25 protein-coding genes and 1 pseudogene are annotated in these 25,189 nt (G+C 66.7%); 17 read left to right on the top strand and 9 right to left on the bottom strand.

The window, feature by feature from the left end:
- Positions 1 to 50: 50 nt before the first annotated feature.
- Genes IT41_RS03945 through pheS form a run of 3 tightly spaced genes read left to right on the top strand, consistent with a single transcriptional unit; the run spans position 51 to position 2,951 of the window.
- Positions 51 to 1,460 carry an alanine/glycine:cation symporter family protein gene (locus tag IT41_RS03945; protein WP_036738899.1) on the top strand — a complete coding sequence of 470 codons (1,410 nt, stop codon included), beginning with the start codon at positions 51 to 53 and terminating at the stop codon, positions 1,458 to 1,460.
- A 4-nt stretch (positions 1,461 to 1,464) separates the two neighbouring features.
- Entirely contained in the window at positions 1,465 to 1,809 is a 345-nt protein-coding gene (locus IT41_RS03940) for an arsenate reductase family protein (RefSeq protein ID WP_036738898.1), read from the top strand.
- A gap of 59 nt (positions 1,810 to 1,868) precedes the next feature.
- Positions 1,869 to 2,951 (top strand): phenylalanine--tRNA ligase subunit alpha, encoded by a 1,083-nt coding sequence (gene pheS / locus IT41_RS03935; protein ID WP_139221594.1) that lies wholly within the window; start codon positions 1,869 to 1,871, stop codon positions 2,949 to 2,951.
- Positions 2,952 to 3,104: 153 nt separating this feature from the next.
- On the opposite strand, the gene IT41_RS21260 is transcribed toward pheS, so the two are convergent.
- The 4 genes and pseudogenes from IT41_RS21260 to IT41_RS21475 form a co-directional block, all read right to left on the bottom strand.
- Positions 3,105 to 4,484 carry an ABC transporter substrate-binding protein gene (locus IT41_RS21260; RefSeq protein ID WP_269429289.1) on the bottom strand — a complete coding sequence of 460 codons (1,380 nt, stop codon included), beginning with the start codon at positions 4,482 to 4,484 and terminating at the stop codon, positions 3,105 to 3,107.
- A 39-nt stretch (positions 4,485 to 4,523) separates the two neighbouring features.
- The gene (locus IT41_RS22000; RefSeq protein ID WP_139221602.1) at positions 4,524 to 4,607 is read right to left on the bottom strand and encodes a twin-arginine translocation signal domain-containing protein; all 84 of its coding nucleotides are present in this window, start codon (positions 4,605 to 4,607) and stop codon (positions 4,524 to 4,526) included.
- Positions 4,608 to 4,776: 169 nt separating this feature from the next.
- Positions 4,777 to 5,595, bottom strand: a complete 819-nt coding sequence (locus IT41_RS03920) for an IclR family transcriptional regulator (protein ID WP_036738897.1) — start codon at positions 5,593 to 5,595, stop codon at positions 4,777 to 4,779.
- A 118-nt stretch (positions 5,596 to 5,713) separates the two neighbouring features.
- A pseudogene (locus IT41_RS21475) lies at positions 5,714 to 5,854 on the bottom strand (IS5/IS1182 family transposase); the annotation flags it as partial.
- Between IT41_RS21475 and IT41_RS03910 the strand changes: the two are divergent.
- From IT41_RS03910 to IT41_RS03885, 6 genes are all read left to right on the top strand, one after another.
- Positions 5,855 to 6,856: an FAD-dependent monooxygenase gene (locus tag IT41_RS03910; RefSeq protein ID WP_081967455.1), complete on the top strand. Its 1,002-nt coding sequence runs from the start codon at positions 5,855 to 5,857 to the stop codon at positions 6,854 to 6,856. It begins immediately after the preceding pseudogene.
- Between the two features lie 37 nt (positions 6,857 to 6,893).
- The gene (locus tag IT41_RS03905) at positions 6,894 to 7,841 is read left to right on the top strand and encodes a cupin domain-containing protein (RefSeq protein WP_036738896.1); all 948 of its coding nucleotides are present in this window, start codon (positions 6,894 to 6,896) and stop codon (positions 7,839 to 7,841) included.
- 126 nt (positions 7,842 to 7,967) lie between these two features.
- Positions 7,968 to 8,453 (top strand): YciE/YciF ferroxidase family protein, encoded by a 486-nt coding sequence (locus tag IT41_RS03900; RefSeq protein ID WP_036738895.1) that lies wholly within the window; start codon positions 7,968 to 7,970, stop codon positions 8,451 to 8,453.
- A gap of 61 nt (positions 8,454 to 8,514) precedes the next feature.
- Positions 8,515 to 9,699, top strand: a complete 1,185-nt coding sequence (boxA, locus tag IT41_RS03895; protein WP_036738894.1) for a benzoyl-CoA 2,3-epoxidase subunit BoxA — start codon at positions 8,515 to 8,517, stop codon at positions 9,697 to 9,699.
- 236 nt (positions 9,700 to 9,935) lie between these two features.
- Positions 9,936 to 12,548, top strand: coding sequence for a 5'-nucleotidase C-terminal domain-containing protein (locus IT41_RS03890; protein ID WP_052081266.1), 2,613 nt, complete (start codon positions 9,936 to 9,938; stop codon positions 12,546 to 12,548).
- Between the two features lie 415 nt (positions 12,549 to 12,963).
- Complete coding sequence (locus tag IT41_RS03885) at positions 12,964 to 13,368, top strand: DUF2177 family protein (RefSeq protein WP_036738893.1); 405 nt, start codon at positions 12,964 to 12,966, stop codon at positions 13,366 to 13,368.
- 4 nt (positions 13,369 to 13,372) lie between these two features.
- Here the strand turns inward: IT41_RS03885 and IT41_RS03880 are convergent, their stop codons facing one another.
- The 3 genes from IT41_RS03880 to IT41_RS03870 are packed head-to-tail and all read right to left on the bottom strand — an operon-like array spanning position 13,373 to position 15,270.
- Entirely contained in the window at positions 13,373 to 14,107 is a 735-nt protein-coding gene (locus IT41_RS03880; protein WP_036738892.1) for an SDR family NAD(P)-dependent oxidoreductase, read from the bottom strand.
- A gap of 3 nt (positions 14,108 to 14,110) precedes the next feature.
- Positions 14,111 to 14,743 (bottom strand): ChrR family anti-sigma-E factor, encoded by a 633-nt coding sequence (locus IT41_RS03875; RefSeq protein ID WP_036738891.1) that lies wholly within the window; start codon positions 14,741 to 14,743, stop codon positions 14,111 to 14,113.
- The gene (locus IT41_RS03870; protein ID WP_052081265.1) at positions 14,740 to 15,270 is read right to left on the bottom strand and encodes a sigma-70 family RNA polymerase sigma factor; all 531 of its coding nucleotides are present in this window, start codon (positions 15,268 to 15,270) and stop codon (positions 14,740 to 14,742) included. The genes IT41_RS03875 and IT41_RS03870 overlap by 4 nt, the downstream gene beginning before the upstream one ends.
- A gap of 250 nt (positions 15,271 to 15,520) precedes the next feature.
- Between IT41_RS03870 and IT41_RS03865 the strand changes: the two genes are divergently transcribed.
- The 5 genes from IT41_RS03865 to IT41_RS03845 are packed head-to-tail and all read left to right on the top strand — an operon-like array spanning position 15,521 to position 20,897.
- Positions 15,521 to 16,804, top strand: a complete 1,284-nt coding sequence (locus tag IT41_RS03865; RefSeq protein ID WP_036738889.1) for an NAD(P)/FAD-dependent oxidoreductase — start codon at positions 15,521 to 15,523, stop codon at positions 16,802 to 16,804.
- Positions 16,801 to 17,580: a DUF1365 domain-containing protein gene (locus IT41_RS03860; RefSeq protein ID WP_331435191.1), complete on the top strand. Its 780-nt coding sequence runs from the start codon at positions 16,801 to 16,803 to the stop codon at positions 17,578 to 17,580. The genes IT41_RS03865 and IT41_RS03860 overlap by 4 nt, the downstream gene beginning before the upstream one ends.
- Positions 17,577 to 18,743, top strand: a complete 1,167-nt coding sequence (locus IT41_RS03855; RefSeq protein WP_036738888.1) for an SAM-dependent methyltransferase — start codon at positions 17,577 to 17,579, stop codon at positions 18,741 to 18,743. Before IT41_RS03860 ends, IT41_RS03855 begins: the two co-directional genes overlap by 4 nt.
- On the top strand, positions 18,740 to 20,182 hold the full coding sequence (locus IT41_RS03850) for a cryptochrome/photolyase family protein (protein WP_036738887.1): 1,443 nt from the start codon (positions 18,740 to 18,742) through the stop codon (positions 20,180 to 20,182). Before IT41_RS03855 ends, IT41_RS03850 begins: the two co-directional genes overlap by 4 nt.
- A gap of 1 nt (position 20,183) precedes the next feature.
- A complete protein-coding gene (locus tag IT41_RS03845; protein ID WP_036738886.1) occupies positions 20,184 to 20,897 on the top strand; it encodes a tryptophan-rich sensory protein in 714 nt (237 codons plus the stop codon).
- Between the two features lie 70 nt (positions 20,898 to 20,967).
- Here IT41_RS03845 and IT41_RS03840 read toward each other — a convergent pair whose 3' ends face one another.
- Positions 20,968 to 21,453, bottom strand: a complete 486-nt coding sequence (locus IT41_RS03840) for a fasciclin domain-containing protein (RefSeq protein WP_036738885.1) — start codon at positions 21,451 to 21,453, stop codon at positions 20,968 to 20,970.
- Positions 21,454 to 21,671: 218 nt separating this feature from the next.
- Positions 21,672 to 22,322, bottom strand: coding sequence for a carbonic anhydrase (locus IT41_RS03835; protein WP_036739080.1), 651 nt, complete (start codon positions 22,320 to 22,322; stop codon positions 21,672 to 21,674).
- A 144-nt stretch (positions 22,323 to 22,466) separates the two neighbouring features.
- Here IT41_RS03835 and IT41_RS03830 point away from each other — a divergent pair, with 144 nt between their 5' ends.
- The 3 genes from IT41_RS03830 (at position 22,467) to IT41_RS03820 (ending at position 25,166) form a co-directional block, all read left to right on the top strand.
- On the top strand, positions 22,467 to 22,844 hold the full coding sequence (locus tag IT41_RS03830; protein WP_036739079.1) for a hypothetical protein: 378 nt from the start codon (positions 22,467 to 22,469) through the stop codon (positions 22,842 to 22,844).
- Between the two features lie 73 nt (positions 22,845 to 22,917).
- The gene (locus IT41_RS03825; RefSeq protein ID WP_036738884.1) at positions 22,918 to 24,315 is read left to right on the top strand and encodes a leucyl aminopeptidase family protein; all 1,398 of its coding nucleotides are present in this window, start codon (positions 22,918 to 22,920) and stop codon (positions 24,313 to 24,315) included.
- Positions 24,312 to 25,166, top strand: coding sequence for a C40 family peptidase (locus tag IT41_RS03820; protein WP_074948004.1), 855 nt, complete (start codon positions 24,312 to 24,314; stop codon positions 25,164 to 25,166). The genes IT41_RS03825 and IT41_RS03820 overlap by 4 nt, the downstream gene beginning before the upstream one ends.
- Positions 25,167 to 25,189 lie beyond the last annotated feature (23 nt).

The following is a 25,189-nucleotide window of genomic DNA, read 5'->3' as shown; positions in this document are numbered from 1 at the left end:
CCCCCATCACGAAACCGTTACACAATCCCCGAAACAAGGGGAGCGTCGCAATGAACGCCATAATCGGTTTTCTCAACACCATCTTCTGGGGCTATGTGCTGATCTATGGCCTGCTGGCGGTCGGGATCTATTTCACCTTTCGGCTGGGCTTCCTCCAGTTCCGCCATTTCGGCGAGATGTTTCGCTGCGTCTTCGGCTCGCGCGAGGGGGACAGGGACGGGATCTCGCCCTTTCAGGCGCTGACCGTCTCGCTGGCCAGCCGCGTCGGCACCGGCAATATCGCGGGCGTCGCGGTCGCCATCACGCTGGGCGGCCCGGGGGCGATCTTCTGGATGTGGATGGTGGCGCTGGTCGGCATGGCCACGGCCTATGCGGAATCGACGCTGGCCCAGCTTTACAAGGAACACGGCCCCGACGGCATGTATCGCGGCGGCCCGGCCATCTATATCCAGAAAGGGCTGGGACAGGGTTGGCTGGCGGCGATCTTCGCCGTCGCGCTGATCCTGGCCTTCGGGCTGATCTTCAACGCCGTGCAGGCCAATTCCATCGCTGAGGCCGCCGCCGGCACACTGGCGATCAACAAGGTCTGGATCGGCCTCGGCCTGGCCGCCCTTTCGGGCATCATCATCTTTGGCGGCATCCCGCAGATCGCGCGTGTCGCGGAATTCGTCGTGCCCTTCATGGCCGGCGCCTATCTGCTGGCCGCGCTCTGGGTGCTGATCACCAATATCGCCGAGGTGCCGGCCGTGCTGGGTTCGATCATCGGCTCGGCCTTCGGCCTGCAGGAGGCCGCCGGCGGCGTCACCGGCGGCGTCATGGCGGCGCTGATGAACGGGGTCAAGCGCGGCCTGTTCTCGAACGAGGCGGGCATGGGCTCGGCGCCCAATATTGCCGCTGTCGCCGTGCCCGATCCGCATCACCCGTCAAGCCAGGGCTTCGTGCAGGCGCTTGGCGTGTTCATCGACACGCTGCTGGTCTGCACCGCGACCGCGATCATGATCCTGCTGTCGGGCGCCATCCCGTCCGAGACGAATACCGGCGTGGTGCTGACCCAGAACGCCTTTGGCGAACATTTCGGCGCCTTTGGCCATTATTTCGTGGCGATCGCGATCTTCTTCTTTGCCTTTACCTCGATCATCGGCAATTACGCCTATGCGGAAAACGCCATGATCTTTCTGGGCCATGGCAGCCAGACGCCGGTCATCGCGCTGCGCGCCGCGGTCATGGCGATGGTCGTCTGGGGCGCGATCCAGAAGGTGCAGACGGTGTTCGACTTTGCCGATGCCTCGATGGGGCTGATGGCCACGATCAACCTGGTCGCCATCGTGGCGCTGTCGGGCACCATCGCCTATGTCACGCAGGATTACCTGCGCCAGCGCCGCGAAGGCCGCAACCCGACCTTCCGCATCGCCGACCACCCCGAGCTTGCCCCGGGCGTCAGCAAAACGATCTGGAGTTGAACGCATGATCGTCATCCATCACAAGCCGACCTGCAGCACCTCGCGCAAGGTGCTGCAGATGATCCGCGATGCCGGGCATGAGCCCTGCGTCATCGACTATGCCAGGGCGGGCTGGAGCCGCGCCCAGTTGCTGGGGCTGTTCGCGGCGGCCGGGCTGACCCCCCGGCAGGCGCTGCGCGTCAAGGGCACCGATGCAAGGGAACGCGGCCTCGAGGCGGCGGATGACGAGGCGATCCTGGCGGCCATGGTCGAAAACCCGCTGCTGGTCGAACGCCCGATCGTCTGCGGCCCCGGCGGCGTGCGCCTGTGCCGGCCCGTGGAACTGGTGGCCGAGACGCTGACCCGCTGAGGCTTTTCCCCGCGCGTCCCGCATGCTAATCGGCTGCCCGAACCGCAGGGAAGACCGCCATGTCCGACATCGAAACGCTTCGCCAGTCCTATCTGACCCGCATCTCGGGCGCCGCCGATACCGAGGCGCTGGAGGAAGTGCGCCTTGCCGCCCTTGGCAAGAAGGGCGAGATCAGCGGCAAGATGAAGGAACTGGGGCGCATGCCCCCCGAGGAGCGCCAGACCACCGGCGCCGCCCTGAACCGCCTCAAGGACGAGATCGACGCCGCCCTGCGCGCCCGCAAGCAGGGGCTTGAGGATGCGGCGCTGGACGTCCGGCTGCGCGACGAATGGCTGGACGTGACCCTGCCCGGGCGGCCGCGTCCGCAGGGCTCGATCCACCCGGTCAGCCAGGTCACCGAGGAGGTCACCACGATCTTCCCCGATATGGGTTTCGCCGTGGCCGAGGGGCCGCAGATCGAAAGCGACTGGTACAATTTCGACGCGCTGAACATCCCGCCCGAACATCCCGCGCGGCAGGAACACGACACCTTCTTCATGGCCCGCGCGGCGGGCGACGACCGCCCGCCGCATGTGCTGCGCACCCATACCTCGCCGGTGCAGATCCGCGCCATGCAGGACAGCGGCGCGCCCATCCGCGTGATCTGCCCGGGCCGCGTCTATCGCATGGACATGGACCAGACCCATACGCCGATGTTTCATCAGGTCGAGGGGCTGGCCCTTGGCCCCGACATTTCCATGGCCAACCTGAAATGGGTGCTCGAGGAATTCTGCCGCGCCTTTTTCGAGGTCGATGAGGTCGAGCTGCGTTTCCGCGCCAGCCATTTCCCCTTTACCGAACCCTCGGCCGAGGTCGATATCCGCTGCTCGTGGGAAGGTGGCAAGCTGAGCATCGGCCAGGGCGACAGCTGGATGGAGATCCTCGGCTCGGGCATGGTTCACCCCAAGGTCCTGGCCGCCGGCGGCATCGACCCCGAGAAATTCCAGGGCTTCGCCTTCGGCATGGGCATCGACCGTCTGGCGATGCTGAAATACGGCATCCCGGACCTGCGCGCCTTTTTCGAAAGCGACCTGCGCTGGCTGCGGCATTACGGCTTCGCCGCAGGGGATGTGCCAAGCGTGGCGGGCGGGTTGAGCCGGTGAAGCTGTCCGGGGCGCCGCCAACAGGCTGAGGATCGCGCCGCCAGGCGGGTTCAATCCGCCGATGATGCGAAAGCGCTTGCTGAATGCGCAGGCTGGCCGCCCGAACCTCGGCGTCGGGTCGCCGGCGAAGCCCCCTCCCCCTGCTTCCCGGCCTCAGTGATCCGGCGCCCGGCCGGTGACCGAGGCATGCCAGGGCGTCAGCCAGCCGCGCAGCTTCGAGATCAGCGTATAGAGCGACAGCCCGATCAGCGTCAGGAACACGATCACCGCGAACAGTCCCGGCACCTGCAATTCCTGCAGCATGGCCACGGCCAGATAGCCCAGCCCCTCGTTGCCGCCGATGAACTCGCCGACGATGGCGCCGATCATCGACATGACCACCGCGACCTCCATCCCCGCCAGGACCACCGGCAGCGCGGTCGGCAGATCCAGCATCAGGAAGCGCTGGAGCGGATTCGCCTGCAGCATGGTGAACACGTCGCGGTCGCCCGGCTCGACCGAGCGGAAGGCGACGAGCGAATTGGAAAAGACCGGAAAGAAGGACAGGGCCGCCGAAATCACGATCTTGGATTCGATGCCGAAGCCGAACCACAGGATGAACAGGGGTGCCAGCGCGATCTTGGGGATCAGCTGCAGGCAGACGATAAACGGCTTGAAGGCCCATTCCAGCATCTCGACCCGCGCCATGGCAAGGCCTTCGGCCAGGGCGCGCGTGCCGTGCGTGCCATCGACCAGCAGTTTCGTCGCGCGTTCCCATATTTCGGGCACGTTGCGCAGGATGTTCTGCTGGCCCTTGGCGGCCCAGTTTTCGGCATTGGCGCGCAGGTCCCTGGTGGCCGTCTCGGTGTTCTTGAGGCTGGAGACATCGTGCTTTTCGCCGATGCGGGTCAGGATCGGGGTCAGATCGCCGGCCTGCACGATTTCGCTGGCGGCGCGATGGGTGGCGCGCAGGAAGGCGATGAACCGGTCGGGATCGGCGGCGATCTGGTCGGGGCGGGCGACATAGACCTGACCCGGCATGCCGTCGTCGATGGGCATCACCACCACGTCGTCGCGGGCCGAACTTGCGATCACCATGGACGAGGTATTGCCCAGAAAGGCGCCCGCGCGACCGGCCTCGATCAGCGCAAAAGAGGCGGCCGAATCCGCCACCTTCACCTTTTCGACCGATTCGGCGGCGATGCCTTCACCGGCCAGCATCATGTTCAGCGTCCCCTCCATCGAGCCGCCCAGCGTGGCCATGCCGACCGTGCGCCCGGCCAGATCGGCGATGCTGTTGACCGGGTTTTCCGCCGAGGAGAGCACATAGAACGGCGACAGCTGCGCGATGGTGGCGATCGAGATCAGCGGCGCGTCGTTCTCGATGCGCGAGATCATGTAATTCGTGCCGCCGGTGCGCCCGGCATCCATCTGCCCCGCGATGGTCATCTGCGCCGCCAGCGCCGCCCCCTTGCCGGCCTGGACATTCGTCTCCAGCCCCTCATCGGCATAGTAGCCGGCGGCATCCGCATAAAGGACGGGGGCGAAGGCCAGCGACAGGGTGAAGGGCGTGATGAAGTTGAAAGCCTTACCTTATGCCTGTCCGGTCCCCGCCAGCGACAGCATCGCCGCGCCGCCGGCCGTACCCAGCATGAAATCGCGTCTCGTCAAGTGCATTTCTCCCCTTACAGTTCAAATATGAACTTATTGTTCAAATTTTGATGGCGAAGTTTCGCGAGTCGGACAAGAACAGCATTGCCGTCTCGTCAGCGGGAGGGCGCATCCGGCCGCAAACATGGCCTGCAGCCCCGGTTGCAAAGCCGCCCAGGCCGCAATTCGGGGCAGTTCAGCGCTGCGCCCCCATCAGCGAGGAAAGCTGCTGCGCCGTTCCCCGCAGGCGGTCGGCGATAAGCTGGCGCGCCTCGCTTTCGGGTTCGAACGTGCTTTGCTGCCCGGCCACGCTGATCGCGGCAACCGGCCGGTTCGAGTGGTCCAGCACCACTGCCGCGCAGGAGCCGATGCCGGATTCATAATTTCCGGCCGACCATGCCAGCCCCTCGGCGCGGTCTGCTGCAAGCTGCTCGTCCAGCTGTTCCAGCGTCACCGCCGTATGCTGGGTGATCGCCGTCAGCTTCTGGGCCGAGAGGGTCGCGTGCACCTCGTCGGTCGACATATTGGCAAGGATGATCCGGCCCATGACGGTCGCATAGGCGGGCAGCCGGCTGCCTTCGCGGATATTGCTGACCAGCCGCACCTCGGGCGCCTCGCGGACCAGGACGATGACATCCGCCCCGGACAGCACCCCCAGATGCGCGGAAAGCCCCACATCCGAGGCGAGCCGCGCCAGAAGCGGCCGCGCCAGGCGCGCCACATCGCGCGAGGACAGCATGCTCGACGCCAGTTCCAGAAGGCCATAGGACAGCCGATAGCCGCCGTCACCCTCGTCGCGTTCGATCATGTTTTCGCGTTCCAGCGTGTGCAGCAGACGCAGCAGGGTCGTTCTGTTGATATCCAGCGCCGATGCGGCCCGCGACATGTTCCGGCAGCGGTTCCCCTCGCTGATATAGCGCAACAGGCTGAAGTCCCGCGTCACCGGCGGGACATCATAGCTGCGACTTGTGTCATCGACTGCTTCGACGGCTGACGGCTGTGACGGACGGGTCATCTGCAACGGCCTGCAAAATTTGGAACGAATGTTTCTATAATGAACAATAACCCACGGCCTCCAAGCAGGTTCCGGCGAAGCCCTGCACCGCGCCCTGCCCCTTGGGCCCCGTGGACATTCAGCGTGATGCGATCATGGTCGCGGCGAGATGCCAGTTGGCGGCATAGCTGCAGGTCGTCTTTTCGCAGCGCGTGGCTATGGCCCGGAATTCCTTGATCTTTGCGAAGAATTTTTCGATCAGATGCCGCCATCTGTAGACGTGTCTGTCGTAGTCACGCTTGATCTTGCGGATCGCTTTACCGCACAGGGCCTGTTGAAGGCGCGTCCCGACTGGGCCGTGGATGTCTATGATTCGCTGCCGGTTCCCTTTGGCCTCGTGCGCTATGGCGTGGCCGCCGACCATCAGGGCAGCAAGGCCATCACCCGCCAGTTCGAGCGTATCTTCGAACGTCAGGGCGCGCGGTTCTTTGGCAATGTCTCGCTGGGGCGCGACGTCACGCTGGAGGCGCTGCGCGGGGCTTATGACGCCGTCGTGCTGGCCGCCGGGCTGGCCGGGGACCGCGATCACGGTCTGGGCGAGGCCGACGGCATCCATTCGCCGGTGCGCCGGGCGCTGTTCGGCGAGGACGATCCACGCTTTACCGGCCTGATCTCGTGGCGCGCGGTGGTGCCGCGCGCGGCGGTGGCCGATCTGCCCAATCTGGACAGCTTTACCAAATGGTGGGGGCCGACGCCGGACCGGCAGATCGTCACCTTCCCGCTGAGCCGGGGCGAGGAGATCTTTGTCTTTGCCACCACCGGGCAGGACGACTGGACCGAAGAGGGCTGGACCCTGCCCGGCGATGTGGCCGAATTGCGCGCGGCATTCGCCGATTTCCACCCCGAGGCGCGGGCGCTTTTGGCCGCCTGCACCGAGGTCACCCGCTCGGCCCTGCATGTGTGCGAGCCGATGGCCGAATGGTCGCGCGGTTCGGTCGCGCTCCTGGGCGATGCGGCGCATCCGATGGTGCCCTTCATGGCACAGGGCGCCTGCATGGCGATCGAGGATGCGGTCGTGCTCTCGCGGGCCCTCGGGGGCGTCGATGCCCAAGGCATCCCCGCCGCGCTGCGGCATTACCAGGCGGTGCGCATCCCGCGCACCAGCCGCGTGCAAGAGCGCTCGCTGGCCAATGAATGGCTGAAAGAGGGCGGCAATGCCGACTGGGTCTATGGCTATGACGCCTGGTCCGTCCCGATCCCCGATGCCGCCCCGGCGGCGTGACGAAATTATCCGCAACCCTTCTGAAAAAAGGTGAACCATGACCGTACAGGACACGAAACTTCAGACCCTTGCCGATGAGCTGAGGGCCCATACCGGACGCTTTACCGATAAGCAGTTCGACTGGAAGGCCTTCCCCTCCAATGTCGGCTTCGACGAATTGTCGCGCGCTCAGATGCGCTATATCGGCGCCGGCGGCTCGCCCAAGGTGGGCGACAACACCACGCTGAAGCCCGACAATTTCACCCTGTCGCTGATCTACAAGGAGCCGGGCAAATACGCCGCCTGCCACAGCCACGAGATCGAGGAAAGCTTTCTGATCATCGACGGCGCGCTGATCGTCGGCTGGGAAAAGGACGGCGATGTGGTCGAGGTCAATCTGGGCCCCAAGGACATGATCCTGAACGTCCGCGAGATCGGCCACGGCTTTCGCGTGGACGGGGTCGAGCCGGTGATGATGTCGATCTCGGTCGATGTCGGCAAGCCGCTGCCGCCGGTCTATCACTACCACCCCAAGGAGCATCCCCCGGAACTGGCCCGCGCCTTCGGCGCCCAGCCCGGCAGGACCCAGGTCTTCGACCGCACCAGCAGCCATCCGCTACAGCAGCTGATAGCGAAATATGTCGTCCGCCATTCCGAGCTGAAGACCCATTGGGACGATGCCGGCTTCAGCCGCAAGATCTATTGCGGCCCGGGCGGGGTCGAGGTCGATACCTGCCGCAAGGAGATGCTGGGCATCCCCTCGCGCGTCGGCGTCAAGCCCTTCAGCCGCGATGTCGAAGACGCGTTCCTGGTGCTGGAAGGCAGCCTGACCGTCGGCTGGGAGGAAAACGGCGAGAAGGTCGAGATCGAGCTTGGCCCGCGCGATCTGGTCAAGACGCCGGCCGGACGCAAGCACTGGTTCCGCAACAATGGTGCGGGCCATGCGACGGTGTGGTACATTGTAGGTTCCGGCTCGCCCGAACTGGTCAAGTTCGAGGCCGCGTAAGGTCATGACACGGGCCGAGGCGGATCCGCTCCGCCCCGGCCTTACCGCCCTGAAGCCTGACACCGGGGCATGGCGGCGCCTTCAGGGCGGCGTCCGGTCGTGCCCAGCCACGGGGGAGGAGAACCCATGAAGACATTCAACGACCTGTTCATGCATTTCCTCAAGGACATGTATTTCGCCGAGCAGTCGATCCTGAAGATGCTGCCGGAACTGGCCGCCGCCGCCGATGACGGCAGGCTAGGGGCGGTGCTTCAGGGCCGCGCGGACGAGACCCGGCAGCAGATCGCCCGTCTGGAAGAGGCCTTCAAGGCGCTTGACCAGAAGCCCGAGGGCGTGACCTGCGAGGCGATCCTGGGCCTGCTGCAGGAGACCGAGGACGTGCTGAATGACGGTCAGGGCAAGGGGGCGTTGCAGGATGCGGGCCTGCTGGCCTGTCTGCAGGCGATCCAGCATTACGAGATCGCGCGTTTCAACACGCTTGGCGCATGGGCCAGGGCCAAGGGGTTGCCGGCCGCATCGCATCTGCAGGGCGCGCTGGACATGGCCAATGCGCAGCATGCGACGCTGGACGATCTGGCCGCCGCAATCCATGACAGCGCCGTGGCGGCCTGACCGGGAAACGGCCGCGCCGGCCTGCTGACCTCGTTCAACGGGCCGGCGCGGGCACTGGGCCATGACCATCCGCCAGCATCTGATCGATCCCGAAATCTGCATCCGGTGCAACACCTGCGAAACGCGTTGTCCCACCGGGGCGATCAGCCATGACCGCAACTATGTCGTGAATGTCGATATCTGCAATTTCTGCATGAGATGCGTGCGGCCCTGCCCGACCGGCGCCATCGACAACTGGTTCGATGTCGAGACGCCCTTTACGCTGGACGAACAGCATGGCTGGCAGTTTCTGCCCCCGCGCCCGGCTGCGGCGGATGTGGCGCCGCCCGATGCCTTCGACGACGAGGCCGCCGACCTTCTTGCCCGCGCCGCCGGCGCCATGGGCGGCGCCGCCCGCGCCCCCGCCAGCGCCGCGCATCCGCAGGTCAATGTCTATACCCGCGCCGATCCGGCCCATGCCACCGTGACCGGCAATGCCCGCATCACCGAAAGCGGCACCGACAGCGACGTGCATCACATCATTCTGGATTTCGGCTCTGAATACTTTCCCTATCTGGAGGGGCAGAGCATCGGCGTCCTTCCCCCCGGCACCGATGCCGAGGGCCGGCCCCATGCGATGCGGCTCTATTCCGTGGCCAGCCCGCGCGACGGCGAAAAGCCCAATACCAACAATATGAGCCTGACGGTCAAGCGGGTGATGCGGTCGGACGGGCAACCCGGGCTGGCCTCGAACTGGCTGTGCGACATGGCCGTAGGCGACCGGCTGGACGTGATCGGGCCTTTCGGCTCGACCTATCTGATGCCGGACGACCCGACCACCGATCTCTTGATGATCTGCACCGGCACCGGCGTCTCGCCCTTTAGGGCCTTTTCGCTGCGCCGCCGCCGCACCGCGCCCGAGCCGGGCCGCATGTATCTGTTCTTCGGCGCCCGCACGCCCGAGGAACTGCCCTATTTCGGTCCGCTGCAGCGCCTGCTGCAATCGCAACTGCACCGCGAACTGGTCTATTCGCGGCAGCCGGCGGCTGAGCGCGAATATGTCCAGGACCGGCTGCTGCAGCGCCATGACCTGGTCGCCGACGCGCTGCGCAACCCCAAGACCTATATCTATGTCTGCGGGTTGCGCGGGCTGGAAGAGGGGGTCGAGACCGCCATGGCCGAGATCTGCGCCCGCCATGATCTGGACTGGCCGGCGCTGCGCCTGCAGATGTGCGACGAGGGTCGGCTGCATATCGAGACTTACTGAATACCCCCGCCTCTCCATCCTCCTGACTGACAAATGACATGGCGGCTTCGGCCGATCTGGGACCCATGTTTCGATATCCGGGACGCGGGCGCCCGAACACCGCCCGGCCCCATGATCCGGTTACATAATCTTCATGTCCGGTTCATCGGCGTGTCGCAGAGTGACCGCCACCATGTCCTTCTGATGAGGCTGCCTCTCAGAAACGGGCTGATTTCTTGTTTTTTGGGGAAAAACGGATGTTTGCAAAATTCGGCGCTTTCGGCGGGGACTGGACCGGTCGCGGAAACTTCGGAAAAGGCGACGGGCGCCGGTCCGATGACGGGCACGGCAGGGACAGATGGGACGGCCGCGACAAGGATGACGGTCGCGACAAATGGGGCGGCCGGGATGACGACCACGGCCGGGACAAGGGCCGTGGCGGGCGTGACGACCACGGCCGCGACAAGGATGACGGCCGCGACAAATGGGGCGGCCGGGATGACGACCATGGCCGGGACAATGGTCATGGCGGGCATGACGGCCACGGCCGCGACAAATGGGGCCACGGCGGCAAGGACGGCTGCGACCGCCCCGAGCCCACGAACGAAAACCCGGTCGCCGCCGACGATTACGTGCTGGCCGACGGCAAGAAGGTCACCGTCGATGTGCTGGCCAATGACAGCGATGCCGACGGCAACCGCCTTGAGGTGACCGAGATCAACGGCATCAAGGTCGACAAGAACTGCAAGGTCATCCTGCGCGACGACGATGGCGACGTCCAGGGCTGGGCCAAGGTCAACGAGGATGGCGAGATCGTCGTCAAGAAATACGACGATGCCGGCGAGATCCAGCTGACCTATACCGTCTCGGACGGCAAGGGCGGCGAGGATGAGGCGACCCTGACCGTGGCCGATCAGGATACCACCTTCCGCCTGAACCTGCTGCATTTTTCCGATCAGGAAGCCAATGCCAGCTCGACCGAGGACGCGCCGAACCTGTCGGCGGTTCTGAACGCGCTGCGCGATCAGGATCTGGGCGCCGATGGCGTGCTGACCGTGACCTCGGGCGACGCGCTCATTCCGGGGCTGTTCTTCGACGCCTCGACCGCCGTCTATGGCGCGCCGGGCATCGCCGACATCCTGATCCAGAACGAACTGGGCATCGACGCCATCGCGCTTGGCAACCATGATTTCGACCTGGGCACCGAGGTACTGGCCGATCTGATCTCGGGCGCGGCCGCCGAAGGCTTCGGGGGCACCGCCTTCCCCTATCTTTCGACCAATCTGGATTTCTCGACCGATCCCAATCTGGCGCCGCTGGCCGTCGAGGGCGGTCAGGCGCCGCAGGGCAATTCGGTGACCTCATCGGTGATCATCGAGACCGGCGGTGAACAGGTCGCCGTGATCGGCGCGACCACGCCCACGCTGAGCCGGATCTCCAGCTCGGGCGAGGTGACCGTGATGCCGGTCTGGGCCGACACCATTCCGACCGCCGAGGAAATCGCCGCCCTGGCCGAAATCATCCAGGCCGAGGTGGACGCGCTGCTGGCCGCGAATCCCGACCTGAACAAGGTGGTGCTGGCCACGCATATGCAGCAACTCAGCATCGAAGAGGCGCTGGCGCCGCTGCTGGAAAACGTCGATGTCATCGTCGCCGGCGGCTCGAACACGCGTCTGGTCGATGAAAACGACCGCCTGCGCGACGGCGACAGCGCGCAGGGCACCTATCCGATCTTTGTCGAGAATGCCGGCGGCACCACCACGGCGATCGTCAATACCGACGGCAATTACAGCTATGTCGGCCGTCTGGTGGTCGATTTCGACGAGGATGGCAATATCATCCCGGCCAGCTATGACGCGGATGTCTCGGGCGTGTTCGCGACCGACGATCAGGGCGTGGTCGATCTGGGCGCCGAGGATCTCGTGGACCCCGAGATCCAGGAGATCGCCGACAATATCCTGGCCGAGATCGTCGAGACCCAGGGCAATGTCTTCGGCATCTCGAACGTCTATCTGAACGGCAACCGCTCGGGCACCGATGCGGCGGACGATCCCGACGGGGTGCGCGTGCAGGAAACCAACCTGGGCAACCTGACGGCGGATGCGAACCTGGCCTATGCCAACGAGATCCAGGACGATGTCGAGGTCTGGATGTCGATCAAGAACGGCGGCGGCATCCGCGCCTCGATCGGCGAGATCACCGTGCCCGCCGGCGAGACCGAGGCCGTGCGCGGCGTCAATTCCGCGATCTACGATGCCGAGGGCAATGAGATCCGCCCCGAGGGCGGCATCAGCCAGAACGACATCCAGACCGCACTGGCCTTCAACAACGATCTGGCCGTCGGCACGCTGACCGCCGCCGAGATCGTCGAACTGCTGGAATACGGCATCAGCGCGCTGCCCGATGTCAACGGCCGCTTTCCGCAGATTTCGGGGATCCAGTTCAGCTTCGACCCCACCGCCGCAGCCGGCGACCGGATCGAGGATGCGGTCTTTGTCGATCCCGAAACCGGCGCGGTGCGCGCGGTTCTGGTCGATGACGGCGAGGTGGTCGATGCCACGCGCGAATACGGCGTCGTCACGCTGGACTTCCTGTCCACCGGCGGCGATGGCTACCCCTTCCCGACGGGCGACGAATTCGACTTTGTCTCGATCGAGAATCTCGGCGTGCAGAGCGGCGACGCGACCTTTGCCGATGACGGGACCGAGCAGGACGCGCTGGCCGAATATCTGCTGGACAATCATGCCACGGCGGACACCGCCTATGACGAGGCCGATACCGGCCGCGATATGGACGTTCGGATCGTGAACCTGGGCTATCAGGACGGCGCGGCGCTGGATGCGGCGGTGGACGAATTCCTGCTGGGCTGATCGCAGACGCAGCAGCGGCAACAATCGAAACAGCCGGCTGGCCCGGCTGTTTTTTCATTGGCCCGGCGCGGCCGCGCGGCTGGGCCTGTTCCGGAAAGACGCCGGCTCAGCGTCGAAGGGGTTGGCCCCCCGACGGGCGGGACCGGTTCATCCATTCCACCGCCGAACCGGCGCGAGCGCTGGTCCGGGAAAGGTCCCCCGCCGAGCGTCGGGCAAAATCGGAATCTCATCCATTTTTCGGCTGTCGAATGATCCGGGGTGACGGCGCGGGCGTATAGCACGAAAGAATGCTGCGATGGGCCGGGCCTCCGCCGCGCGATACCTGAACCGGCCTCCGGCGGACACGCCGTCCGGGTGGGCACAGATCCATCGAGCGTGACACATGCGATCGACACCATGAGGACAAGGATACGAGATGCTGCAAGCCCTGCTCCTCTATCTGATCACCGCCGGGGTGTTCCTCGGGCTCGACATCATCGGCATCCGGTTCCTGATACGCCCGGTCTTTGATCGCCATGTCGGCCACCTGCTGGCCGAGCCGCTGCGGCTCGGGCCGGCGGCGGTGTTCTACTTGGTCTATGTCGCGGGGCTCTTGTGGATGGTGTCCTGGTCGGCGCTCAGAACCGGCGAGCCGGTGCAGGCGCTTCTTGGCGGGCTCGTGCTGGGATTTCTCTGCTACGGAACCTATGAGATGACCAATTACGCCACGCTTGCCGACTGGTCCTGGCAGCAGGTCGTCGCGGATACGCTCTGGGGCACGGTGCTGACCGGGTTTTCCGCATGGGCGGGGGTGGTCGCGCTGACCGGCCGGCTGGCCTGAGCGCTCAGCCCATGCGCCCGGTGATGCGCAGCGACAGGGCATAGGGCAGGATCCGCAGCAGCTTCACCGCCAGGGTGAAGCGGCGCGGAAAGTGGATTTCGAACCCGCGACGGCTCATGCCGCGCAGGACGTGCCCGGCGGCCTCTTCGGGCGTGATGATCGCGGGCATGGTGAAGCGGTTCTTGGCCGTCAGCCGCGTGCGCACGAAGCCGGGGCAGACCAGCTTAACCTCGATGCGGGGGGCCAGTTCCACCGCAAGACTTTCGGCCAGGTTGTTCACCGCCGCCTTGGTCGCGGAATAGGGCTGACCGCCCGGCAGGCCAAGATAGCCCGCGACCGAGCCGAACAGCAGCAATTGCCCGCCATCGCGCAAGAGCGGCGGGCAGAGCCGCGCCACTTCCATCATGCCGAGGATGTTGACGCGTACCATCGCCTCGGCCCGGGCGGGGTCGAGATCGGCCACCCGGCCCGGATCATAAAGCGCGGCGGTGCAGATCACCGCATCCAGCGGCGCATCGGCGGCAAGGGCGTCGCAGGCCTCGGCCAGCGCTTCGGCCCGCGCGAGATCGAGGGCAAGCACCCGCGCCCCGCCGCATTCCGTCGCGAGCCGGTCCAGCGCGCCCGCATCGCGCGCGGACAGGACCAGCCGCGCGCCGCGATCCGCCAGCGCGCGGGCAAGCGCCGCGCCGATCCCCGCACTGGCACCGATGATCCAGATGCGGCGGCCGGCGAAATCCACCGCTCAGATCCGGAAAAGGGGCTGCAACAGCCGCGGCAGCATCGCGTGGAACCGCAGCGGCGCATCCGTAGCCGCGAGGCAGATGCAGGGCGCGCCCGGGTCGGCTATGGGCTGATGGTCGATCTCGTCATGGGCGGCCTCGACATCGCCGCGGCCAAAGCTGCCTTCGCTGTCGTGAAAGCTGCCCTGCAGGACCAGCGTCAGCTCCAGCCCGCGATGGCCGTGCTCCGGCACCGCCTTGCCGCCCGGAATGTAAAGAAGCCGCAGCGATCCGTCCCGGTCGGCCGACAGGATCTGCTGGCGGATGCCGCCGCCCAGCATTTTCCAGCGCGGCGGGAGGCCGCCAAGCTCTGCCATCACCGGCGCCGGAAACATGCCCGTGCCGCGCATCGGCGGGCGCGGCGGCGGCCCGTCCAGCAGCGCCATCATCCGCTGCCGGGCGCCCGTAGCCAGGGGCACCGCCTCGGCCTGATCCAGAAGCGCGCCGCCGATCATGTCCGCCGCCTCGTGACGGGCGCGGCAGCGGTCGCAGAGCGACAGATGCGCGGCCACGACCACGGCAAAGGCATGCGACAGGCTGCCGGCGCGATAGGCGTCCAGAATGTCCTCGGGGATATGGTGGCGGATCTCGGTCATGGGGCGATGTTCTTCAGCTCGTGGCGCAGGCGTTCGAGGCCAAGGCGGATGCGGGACTTGATGGTGCCAAGCGGCAGCCCGCTCATCTCGGCGATCCGGCGGTGCGGCAGATCGCTGAAATAGGCGGCGCGCAGTGCCTCGGCCTGTTCGGGCGCCAGGCGGGCAAGCGCCTCGGCAAGGTGGCGGGCCTCCTGCTGCAGCGCGAGGATCTGCGCGGCATCGGGCTCAGCGGTTTCGGGTTCCGGCAGCTCCTCGGGCTGCGACAGGGGGCGGCGGCGCTCCAGGTCGATGCGGCGGTTGCGGGCGATGGCATAGATCCAGCCGGAAGCTTCGGCGCGATGCGGATCGAACTGCGCCGCCTTGTGCCAGACCGTCAGCATCACGTCCTGCACGACATCCTCGGCGCTTCCGTCGCGCAGACCCCGGCGCAGCAGCATCGCCTTGAGCCGGGGCGCGAAATGGTCGAACAGACAGCAAAAGGCCGCCCGGTCGCGCCGGTCCCGCACCGCGATCAGGTGGCGCGTCATCTCTGAAAGGCTGTCATCACCGGACTGCAAACATTCCGCCTTCTGTCCATGGCCATGGCGTTGCGCCGCCGGATTGGCATGCGGCCCAACTCCTCTATGGTCTCTGCAGGCAACGGGCACAATCGCGGTTTCCATGTCGGGGCTACGCGTCAGGCGGCCGATCGGATCACAAAGCGCGGAAAATTTTCGCCGCGACTGATCCGCACCCCGGGATGCCGCGTAATGAGGAAACAACAAGCAACGGGAATCCATGCCCTTCGACGTTTCAAAAGGTGCGCCGCAGCGCATCGCCATTGTCGGCGGTGGCATTGCCGGGCTTGCATCCGCCTGGCTTCTGTCGCGCGCGCACAGGGTAACCCTGTTCGAGGCCGAGCCGCGTCTGGGCGGTCACGCGCGCACCGTGATCGCCGGGCGGCATCGCGACCGGCCGGTCGATACCGGCTTCATCGTCTTCAACCATGTGAATTATCCGCATCTGACGGCCATGTTCCGCGACCTCGACGTGCCGGTCGTGAAAAGCGACATGAGCTTTGGCGTCTCTCTGGATGGTGGGCGTGTGGAATATGCGCTGCGCTCGGCCAATGCGCTGTTCGGGCAGCGGCGCAATATTCTGGATCCGCGCTTTCACGGGATGATTCGCGACATCCTGCGCTTCAACGCCGGGGCCGAGGCCGCCATCGAGGCCGCGCCGCAGCTGACCATCGCGCAGATGATCGCGGGGATGCGTCTGGGCGCACGGTTCCGCGACCATTATCTGTTCCCGTTCTGCGGCGCCATCTGGTCGACGCCCGATCGCGATATCGGCGCCTTTCCTGCGCGGGCGCTGGTCCGTTTCATGCGCAATCACGGGCTCTTGTCGCGGTGCGGCCAATATCCGTGGTGGACGGTCGAAGGCGGCTCGGTCACCTATGTCGGGCGGCTGCAGGCGGCGCTTTTGCGCGCCGGGGTCGATCTGCGCCCGGGCAGCCCGGTGTTGAGCGTCCGGCGCAACGAAGGCCGCGTATCCCTGCGCTGCCGGGGCGGGCTGGCCGAGACATTCGACCAGATCGTGCTTGCCACCCATGCCGATCAGGCGCTGGCGCTGCTGGCCGATCCCGACCCCGATGAGACCGCCGGCCTTTCCGCGATCCGTTTCCAGCCCAACCGGGCGGTGCTGCATGCCGATCCGTCGGTCATGCCCCGCCTCAGGCGCTGCTGGAGTTCATGGGTCGCGCGTGGCGCGGCACCGGGCCACGGCGTCGCGGTCAGCTATTGGATGAACCGCCTGCAAGCCATCCCCGAGGACGATCCGCTTTTCGTGACGCTGAACCCGCAGGGCGGCATCGACGAGCGGCTGATCCATGACGAGACCACCTTTCGCCACCCGGTTTTCGATCACGCCGCGCTCGCGGCGCAGGAGCGGATCAGGCGCCTTGACGGCCGCCACAACACCTGGTTCGCCGGGGCCTGGCTGCGCAACGGCTTTCACGAGGACGGATTTGCCAGCGCCATGCGCATCGCGCGCCGCCTGCTGCCCGGCATGGTGGCGCTGTGACGCTGGCGGCGCGGCTGGGATCGGGCGAGGTGCTGGCGATGCGCGCGCAGGTCACCCATGCCCGGCGCGGCCAGCTGCGCCACGCCTTTCGCACCGATGCGGATTACCTGCTGCTGGCGCCCGAGGGGTTCCGCCCGCCGGCGCTCATGTCGCATAACCGCTTCAACCTGCTGGCATTTCACGATGCCGACCATGGCGGCCCGCGCGGCCGGGGTTCCGGCGCCTCCTGGGCATGGGAGCAGATCGGCGGCGCCGGGATCGCCCGCCGCCCCGGTCTGGTGCTGGCACTGCTGACCCAGCCGCGTTTTCTGGGCTACTGGTTCAATCCGGTCAGCTTCTGGATGCTGATCGAGGATGACGCGCTGCTCGCGGTCATCGCCGAGGTGAACAACACCTTCGGCCAGCGCCACAGCTATCTGCTGGTCGCGCCGGACCGGGCGCCAATCACCCAGGGCACGCGGCTGAGCGCGCGCAAGGTCTTTCACGTCTCGCCCTTTCAGGATGTCAGCGGCCGCTATCGGTTCAGCTTTGCCCTGCATGCGGACCGGATCGCCATTCGCATCCGCCATATCGACGGCAAGGCCGGGGTCGATACCGCCATGAGCGGCCCCTTGCGGGGGCTGACCAACCGCGCGATCCTTGCCGCCGCGCTGCGCCGGCCGGGGGGCGCGCTGCGGGTGATCGCGCAGATCTACTGGCACGCGCTGCGCCTGAAACTGAAAGGCGCGGCCTATCGCCGCCGCCCCGCCCCTCCCGACAAGGAGATCAGCCGATGACGCTGGCCACGCGCGCCCTGAAAACCCGCTTTCTCGCCGCGCTCGAAGGGATTGCCGGGGGGCGCCTGATCCTGACCACGCCCGAAGGCGGGCAGCACCGCTTTGGCGATACCGGCCCCGAGGTGGAGATGCATCTCCGCGACTGGCGCCTGTTGTCGCGGCTGGCCCTGCGCGGCGATGTCGGGCTGGGCGAGGGCTGGGTCGCCGGCGACTGGCACAGCGACAGGCTGGAGGACCTGCTTGCGCTGGCGATGCGCAACAGCGGCGCGCTTTCGGGCTGGTCGGCGCCCGGGCGGCTGCAGACATGGCGGATGCGGCTGGTGGACGCGTTCCTGCGCGGCAACGGCCCGCGGGGTGCCTCGCGCAATATCCGCGCGCATTACGATGTCGGAAACGAATTCTACCAGCTCTGGCTCGATCCCGGCATGACCTATTCCTCGGCGATGTTCGGGCCGGGCGACGATCTGGAACAGGCGCAGGCGCGCAAGAACCGGCGCATCCTGTCGCTTTTGTCGCCCGGCGACAGCCTGCTGGAAATCGGCTGCGGCTGGGGCGGCTTTGCCGAAACCGCCGCGGACCGGGGCCAGCGCGTCACCGCCATCACCCTTTCGCCCTCGCAGATGGGCTATGCCGATGCCCGTCTGGACGGCCGCGCCGAGGTGCGGCTGCAGGACTATCGCAAGGTCACCGGCCGCTACGACAATATCGTGTCGATCGAGATGATCGAGGCCGTCGGCGAACGCTATTGGCCGACCTATTTCGCGACGCTGAAATCGCGCCTCAAGGCGGGCGGAAGCGCGGTCCTGCAGGCGATCACCGTGCCCGATGCCGGGTTTTCGCTCTATCGCCGCCGCTCGGACTTCATCCGCCAGCATGTCTTTCCGGGCGGCATGCTGCCCTGCGAGGCGATGATCGCGACCGAGGCCGCACGGGCGGGATTGCGGGTCCGGGCCAGCCACGCTTTCGGACAGGACTATGCCCGCACCTGCCGCATCTGGTCCGCGCGCATGCACGAAGAACGCCGGCGAATCCTGCGGCTTGGCCATGACGATGCCTTTCTGCGCGGCTGGCAATATTACCTTCAGGGCTGCGCCGCCGCCTTTGCCACCGGCAGATGCGACGTCGTGCAGGTTGCACTTGCCCATGCCAGCGAGGCAAGGTGACGACCGCACCGCCCGGCATATTCTGGCTGACCCGCGATTTCCGTCTTGCCGACAATGCCGCCCTGCGGGCCGCGATCACCGACGGGCCGCTCTTGCCGGTGTTCATCATCGACCGCCTGACGCTGGAACAGGGCGCGGCCAGCCGCTGGCGTCTGGGGCGCGCGCTCGCAGCCTTTGACGCGGCGCTGCGGGCGCGCAGCGGCGGGCGGGGCGTCAGCGTGCTGCGCGGCGAAGCCGATGAACTGCTGCCGGTGCTGATGCAGCGCCTTGGCGCGCGCCGCCTGCATCAGTCGGACTGGCCCACGCCCGGCATGCGCGCGCTGCAGGCGCGGCTGCGCGCGGCCCTGCGTCCGATCGGCGGCGATCTGGTGCTGCATCAGGGGCATCTGCTGCTGCCTCCGGCCGCGCTGCGCAATGCATCGGGCGGCGCCTTTCGCGTCTATTCGCCCTTTGCCCGCGCGCTGCGCCGCATCGGCGCCGACCGCCCGGCGCCCGACGCGCCCGCGCGGATCACGGGTTTCGCCGCTCTGCCGGACGACCCGGACCCCGCCCGGCTGGATCTGGCGCCCGACCTGCATCGCGGACGCGCGGCGCTGGAACGTTTCGCCCTGCCTGCCGGCGAAGCGGCGGCGCAGGCACGGCTGGCCGAATTCCTTGACCGTGCAGAGGACTATGCCGACGGGCGCGACCGCCCCGACCTGAATGTGACCTCGGGCCTCTCCGAGCATCTGGCCCTGGGCGAGATCGGCCCGCGCACGCTTTGGGCCATGGCCGCGCCGCAGGCGGAGCTGATATCCGGTCAGGCGCAGGGGATCGCCAAATTCCTGTCCGAGGTGATCTGGCGGGAATTCGCCTGGCACCTGCTGATCGAATTCCCGCAGATGACGGACACCTGCTGGCGCCCGGAATGGCAGCGTTTCCCCTGGCAAAAGGACGGCCCCGGCCTGACGCAATGGCGGCGGGCGGAAACCGGGGTGGCGCTGGTCGATGCGGGCCTGCGCGAAATGTGGGTCACCGGGCGGATGCATAACCGTGTGCGCATGGTGGCGGCAAGCTGGCTGACCAAGCATCTGCTGACCGACTGGCGCGCGGGGCTTGCGCATTTCGCCGATTGCCTGACCGACTGGGACCCGGCCTCGAATGCGATGAACTGGCAATGGGTGGCCGGCTGCGGCCCCGATGCGGCGCCCTATTTCCGCATCTTCAATCCCGACCTTCAGGCCCGCAGATACGACCCCGATGCGGCCTATCGCCGGCGCTGGCTGGCGGGGACGGGCAGCGCCGGGACATCCGAAGCCCGCGCCTGGCTGGACACAGTGCCGCGCGCATGGCAGGTGAAACCATGCTGGCAGCCCGGCCCGCCATCGGCGCTGAGCGCGGGCCGCAAAGCCGCGCTTGCCGCGCTGACGCGGTTTCGCGCCCTGAGACCGGAGAACTGACATGAACGACCGCATCAAGCGGCTGGCCGTCCTGCTGCTGGCCATCGCCTTTGCCCTATCGCCGCTGCTGTCCGAGGGCTTCGGCGGCTTTTACCGCGAAAGCTTTCCGGTTCAGGTCGAGCGCTGGCCGGCGCAGCCGGCGGGCTGGGCTTTCTCGATCTGGGGGGTGATCTATCTGGGTCTGATCGCCGCCGCCGCATGGTCGCTGTGGCGGCCGGCGGCAATTCCGGGCTGGAGCCGTGCGGCATTGCCCCTGGCCCTCAGCCTGTTCATCGGCGCGTTCTGGGTCGAGACGGCGATGCGCTCGCCGCCCCTTGCCACGGCGATGATCCTGCCGATGGCCACGGCGGCGATCATGGCCATGCGCCGCGTGGGACCGGATTGGCGCGGCTGGGCGCCACTGGGCCTTTACGCGGGCTGGCTGACGGCGGCCTCGGCGGTTGCCGTGTCGGTCGTGCTGACCGGATACGGGTTTGCCGCGCCACGGGTCGCGGCTGTGTCACTGATCCTCGCGGCCTTGATCGTGGCGATCCCGGTCGCCGCCACGCGCCTGCATATCTGGACCTATCGCCTGGGCGTGGGCTGGGCGCTGGTCGGCGTCATCGCGGCGAACCTGCAAGCGGGCGACACGCTGATCGCCCTTGTCTGCGCCGCCGGGATTGTCGCCCTGGCAGTGCTGGACCGGCTCGTGCCCCGCCCTGCCTCGCGGCGGTGATCCGGCATGGAAAGACCCGGGCAACAGGCCCGGGTCCATCCTGTCCGCGTCGGAACAATCGGCCGCCGGCTCAGTTTGCCGGAGGCATGATCACCTTGTCGATGACATGGATCACGCCGTTGGACGCCATGATATCGGCCGTGACCACATTCGCGTCATTGACGCGCACGCCGTCCTCAAGCGTGAAGGTCACCTCGCCACCCTGAACGGTTGCCGCAGTCATTCCCGCGGTGATATCGGTGGACATCACCTTGCCGGGAACGACGTGGTAGGTCAGGATCGCCACAAGCTGATCCTTGCTTTCCGGCTTCAGCAGCGTGTCGACCGTGCCCTCGGGCAGTGCGGAAAAGGCGGCATCGGTCGGGGCGAAAACAGTGAAAGGCCCCTCTCCCTTGAGCGTCTCGACGAGACCCGCGGCCTGGACCGCGGCGACCAGCGTCGTGAAGTCACCCGCGGCGACCGCCGTATCGACGATATCCGTCGTTGCATCCTGTGCAAGCGCGCCATTTGCCAAAGCGGCACTCATGGCCGTCGCCATCAGAAAGTTGCGCAGCATTTTCTGGTTCTCCTCGCGATGATGCGGTTTGTCGTTCCGAAGAGCCGTTCCGTGGTCTCTTCGCGATTCTTACGCAGCAAGGGCGGGACCGGATCAAAAACCGCGCGCGGATCCTTGCGACCGGGATTGCCGCGGTCGCGCGCATCTGAAGTACCCGTTTGATTCAAATTGCGGCGGGATGACCCGTGCCGCGCTGCAACCCGGCGACATCCGGACCTTCAGGCAACCGGCGCGAAAACCCCCAGCTTGCTGTCATATTGCTCCAATGTGCCCTGCGCGATGTCATGCAGCACACCGTGCAGGGACAGCTCTCCGGCTTCGAGCGCTGTTTTGACAAAGGGAAAGGTCATGAGATTTTCAAGCGAAATCAGCACCGCCTGCTGCTCCAGCCCGCGAATCTGCTCGTCGGCCGGCAGGTTCGAGATGCGCTCATATCCCGGGCGCAGGATATCCATCCAGCGCCCCACAAAGCTGCTTTTTTCTTCCAGATCGGGGGCTTGGCCAGAACACATCGCGTGACAGCCCTGCACCCCGCCGCAACCGGTATGCCCGACGATGACCAGATGCGCGACCTTGAGCGCGTTCACCGCATATTCCACGGCAGCAGAGGTGCCGTGCTGCTCGCCGTCCGGGGCATAGGCGGGAACGAGATTGGCGACATTGCGGTGAATGAAGAACTCGCCCGTATCCGCGCCGAAGATCGAGGTGACATGAACGCGCGAGTCGCAGCAGGCAATGACCATGGCCCGTGGCCTCTGACCGTCCTCGGCCAGACGCCGGTACCAGGCGCGATTTTCGACAAAGGTCGTCGCGCGCCAACCGTGATAGCGCTGGACAAGGTATTGCGGCAGCAGACTGGCTTCTTTCATGATTTCCTCGCTGGCGTTCTGCCGGTTTGATACCCGCAAAACCGATAAAGTTCGAGGCGTTTCACACAAGTGACATAACCATTTTTTCAGGGATTGATGCGAGCTTTCCTGATGGCGCGGGAAAGCCCGGATTAAGGAATGAACATGACAAAGGTTGCGTTGCTCACCGTCGATGAAGCGGTGCGTATCGATCTGCAAAGGCTTGAGCAAATCATCCATGAACTGGGCGAGCAAACCGCCTCGCAAGTCATCGGCGCCGCGCTGGAGCAGCTGGCACTGGCGCTGACCAGAACGCTGGAGGCCGTCGAAACGGGCGATCTGGCGGGGGTGGTCAACCATGCCGAGCATTTGTCGCGGCTGGCCTGGCAGGTCGGGCTGGTCACGCTGGCCGGCGTGGCGATCGATGTCGGCAGTTGCGCCGAGCGCCAGGACCGGGGCGCGCTGATCGCGACATCATCGCGGCTGGTTCGGATCGGCAATCGCTCCCTGACCCAGATATGGGACCCGCCGGCAGCCGGGTGAACCGGCCACGCCCCTTGCAGCCGGTGCTGCGCACGCTACCCTGCGCGCATCGAAACCGAAGACGAGAATGCCGATGCCCGCCCCCGAATTCGCCGACCGTTCCGCTCCGACCCTTCCCCTCTGGCTGTGCCGGCAGGCGGATGAAGGCCCCGAACTGCCGGCCGGGATCGACGGCGCCGCGGCCGGCTGGGCCAGGGCGCAGGGCTTTGCCGGCAAGGCGGGGCAGCTTTGTCTGTTGCCCGACGCCAAGGGCGATCTGGCCGGCGCGCTTTATGGCACCGGCCCGCGATCCGACCGCCCGACCCGCGAGCGCTATTGCCTTGCCCGCGCGGCGGAAACCCTGCCCGCCGGAAACTGGCGCCTTGCCAATCTGCCCGACGGGTTCGACGCGGAAATCGCGGTACTGGGCTGGCTGCTCGCGCAATATCGCTTTGCGCGCTATAAAAAGGCCGAAGCGCCACAGGCGCGGCTCCTCTGCCCCGAAACCCTGGACGAGAACAGGCTGCTGGCAATGGCCGAGGGCGAGTTCCTCGCCCGCGATCTGATCAACACGCCGGCCTCGGATATGGGCCCCGGAGAGCTTGAGCAGGCGGCCGGACATCTTGCCGCGCAGCATGGTGCCGAATTCGCGGTGACGACGGGCGAGGCGCTGATCGCGCGGAATTTCCCGATGATCCATGCCGTCGGGCGCGCCGCCGCGCAGCCTCCGCGCCTGCTGGACCTGCGCTTTCCCGGTCAGGGGCCGCGCGTGACACTGGTCGGCAAGGGCGTGTGTTTCGACAGCGGCGGGCTGGACATCAAGCCCGCCGCCTCGATGGCGCTGATGAAAAAGGACATGGGCGGCGCGGCCAATGTTCTGGGTCTCGCGCAGATGCTGGCACGGCTGGGAATGACGCGGGACATCCGGCTGCGGGTGCTGATCCCGGCGGTCGAGAATGCGATATCGGCCAATGCCTTCCGTCCGGGCGATATCCTGACCAGCCGCAAGGGCCTGACGGTCGAGGTGAACAATACCGATGCCGAGGGTCGTCTGGTGCTGGCGGATGCGCTGGCGCTGGCCGATGAGGAAGCGCCCGATCTGCTGATCTCGGTCGCGACGCTGACCGGCGCGGCGCGGGTGGCGCTTGGCCCGGATCTGCCCCCGTTTTTCTGCGATGACGATCATGTGGCCGGCGCCTTGCAAAGGGCGGGGCTGCGGCATGCCGACCCGGTCTGGCGCATGCCGTTCTGGGAACCCTATGAAACAATGATCGAGCCCGCCATCGCCGATCTGGACAATGCCCCCGGCGGCGGCTTTGCCGGCGCAATCACGGCGGCGCTGTTTCTGCGCCGCTTCACCACGCGCGCCCGCCATTACGCGCATTTCGACATCTATGGCTGGCAGCCGACCGCAGCGCCCGGCCGGCCCAAGGGCGGTGCCGGTCAGGCGATGCGCGCCATCCTGCACGCCCTGCCGGAGATCCTGACATGAACGCGGCCCCGACAGATCGCCGCCTGACGCCGGCGACCGAACGGATCGCGCTGGAAACCCTGCGCGGCGTGATCGCGCGGCCGGCCTATACGCCCGGCAGGCCGGCCCGTCTGACGGTGCCGCTGGCCGATCTGCACCGCGCACCCGCCGGCGCGCGCGACCGGCAGATCGGTTTCGGCGCCGATCTGACCGTGATCGACGAAAATGACGGCTGGGCCTTTGTGCAGACCGCGCTGGATGGCTATTGCGGCTGGATCAGGGCCGGAGAAATCGGCGAGCGCGCCTGCGCGATCACCCATCGCGTCGATGCGGCCGCGACCCATATCTATGCCGAGCCGGATCTGAAAAGCCCGGAATCGGCGGCGCTGTCGCTGGGCGCGCGCCTGTCCGTGACCGCCCTGCGGAACAATTTCGCGCGGCTGGCGCAAGGCGACTGGGTGCCGGTTCAGCACATCTCGGACCAGGCCGCGCGGGATCCGGCCGGCATGGCCGAGCGGCTTCTCGGCACGCCCTATCTCTGGGGCGGAAACAGCCGCTGGGGCATCGACTGCTCGGGCCTCGTGCAGGCCGGGCTGACCGCCTGCGCGATCCCCTGCCCCGGCGACAGTGACCTGCAAGAGGCCGCCTTTGCCCCGGTCCCGGACGCAATTCGCCGCAATGACCTGTTGTTCTGGCCCGGCCATGTCGCGATGGCGCTGGATGGCGAACGGATGATCCATGCGACCGCCTTCGCCATGGCGGTCATCGTCGAACCCATCGCGCAGGCCATGGCCCGGATCGAAGCCGCCGGCCAGGGACCGTTTCGCGGCGCGCGGCGGCCCCCGCCTGCCGCCACGGGCGCGTTCCCCTAGGTTGCGCGCAGGATAAGGAGCAG

Source organism: Paracoccus halophilus (assembly GCF_000763905.1).
GTDB classification, from domain to species: Bacteria; Pseudomonadota; Alphaproteobacteria; order Rhodobacterales; family Rhodobacteraceae; genus Paracoccus; species Paracoccus halophilus.
The sequence above is the reverse complement of the archived record's forward strand: the minus strand, read 5'-3'. Positions and strand labels throughout refer to the sequence as shown.

Excerpts from the sequence above, each read along its gene's own strand:
- IT41_RS03875 (WP_036738891.1), bottom strand. The coding sequence starts at position 14,743 with ATGACCGAGATCCGCCACCATATCCCCGAGGACATTCTGGACGCCTAT.
- IT41_RS03845 (WP_036738886.1), top strand. The coding sequence starts at position 20,184 with ATGAACGACCGCATCAAGCGGCTGGCCGTCCTGCTGCTGGCCATCGCC.
- IT41_RS03820 (WP_074948004.1), top strand. The coding sequence starts at position 24,312 with ATGAACGCGGCCCCGACAGATCGCCGCCTGACGCCGGCGACCGAACGG.
- IT41_RS03870 (WP_052081265.1), bottom strand. The coding sequence starts at position 15,270 with ATGACGCGCCACCTGATCGCGGTGCGGGACCGGCGCGACCGGGCGGCC.
- IT41_RS03840 (WP_036738885.1), bottom strand. The coding sequence starts at position 21,453 with ATGCTGCGCAACTTTCTGATGGCGACGGCCATGAGTGCCGCTTTGGCA.
- IT41_RS03900 (WP_036738895.1), top strand. The coding sequence starts at position 7,968 with ATGAAGACATTCAACGACCTGTTCATGCATTTCCTCAAGGACATGTAT.
- IT41_RS03890 (WP_052081266.1), top strand. The coding sequence starts at position 9,936 with ATGTTTGCAAAATTCGGCGCTTTCGGCGGGGACTGGACCGGTCGCGGA.
- IT41_RS03825 (WP_036738884.1), top strand. The coding sequence starts at position 22,918 with ATGCCCGCCCCCGAATTCGCCGACCGTTCCGCTCCGACCCTTCCCCTC.
- pheS (WP_139221594.1), top strand. The coding sequence starts at position 1,869 with ATGTCCGACATCGAAACGCTTCGCCAGTCCTATCTGACCCGCATCTCG.
- IT41_RS22000 (WP_139221602.1), bottom strand. The coding sequence starts at position 4,607 with ATGCACTTGACGAGACGCGATTTCATGCTGGGTACGGCCGGCGGCGCG.
- boxA (WP_036738894.1), top strand. The coding sequence starts at position 8,515 with ATGACCATCCGCCAGCATCTGATCGATCCCGAAATCTGCATCCGGTGC.
- IT41_RS03940 (WP_036738898.1), top strand. The coding sequence starts at position 1,465 with ATGATCGTCATCCATCACAAGCCGACCTGCAGCACCTCGCGCAAGGTG.
- IT41_RS03865 (WP_036738889.1), top strand. The coding sequence starts at position 15,521 with ATGCCCTTCGACGTTTCAAAAGGTGCGCCGCAGCGCATCGCCATTGTC.
- IT41_RS03835 (WP_036739080.1), bottom strand. The coding sequence starts at position 22,322 with ATGAAAGAAGCCAGTCTGCTGCCGCAATACCTTGTCCAGCGCTATCAC.
- IT41_RS03920 (WP_036738897.1), bottom strand. The coding sequence starts at position 5,595 with ATGACCCGTCCGTCACAGCCGTCAGCCGTCGAAGCAGTCGATGACACA.
- IT41_RS03855 (WP_036738888.1), top strand. The coding sequence starts at position 17,577 with ATGACGCTGGCCACGCGCGCCCTGAAAACCCGCTTTCTCGCCGCGCTC.
- IT41_RS03945 (WP_036738899.1), top strand. The coding sequence starts at position 51 with ATGAACGCCATAATCGGTTTTCTCAACACCATCTTCTGGGGCTATGTG.
- IT41_RS03885 (WP_036738893.1), top strand. The coding sequence starts at position 12,964 with ATGCTGCAAGCCCTGCTCCTCTATCTGATCACCGCCGGGGTGTTCCTC.
- IT41_RS03830 (WP_036739079.1), top strand. The coding sequence starts at position 22,467 with ATGACAAAGGTTGCGTTGCTCACCGTCGATGAAGCGGTGCGTATCGAT.
- IT41_RS03905 (WP_036738896.1), top strand. The coding sequence starts at position 6,894 with ATGACCGTACAGGACACGAAACTTCAGACCCTTGCCGATGAGCTGAGG.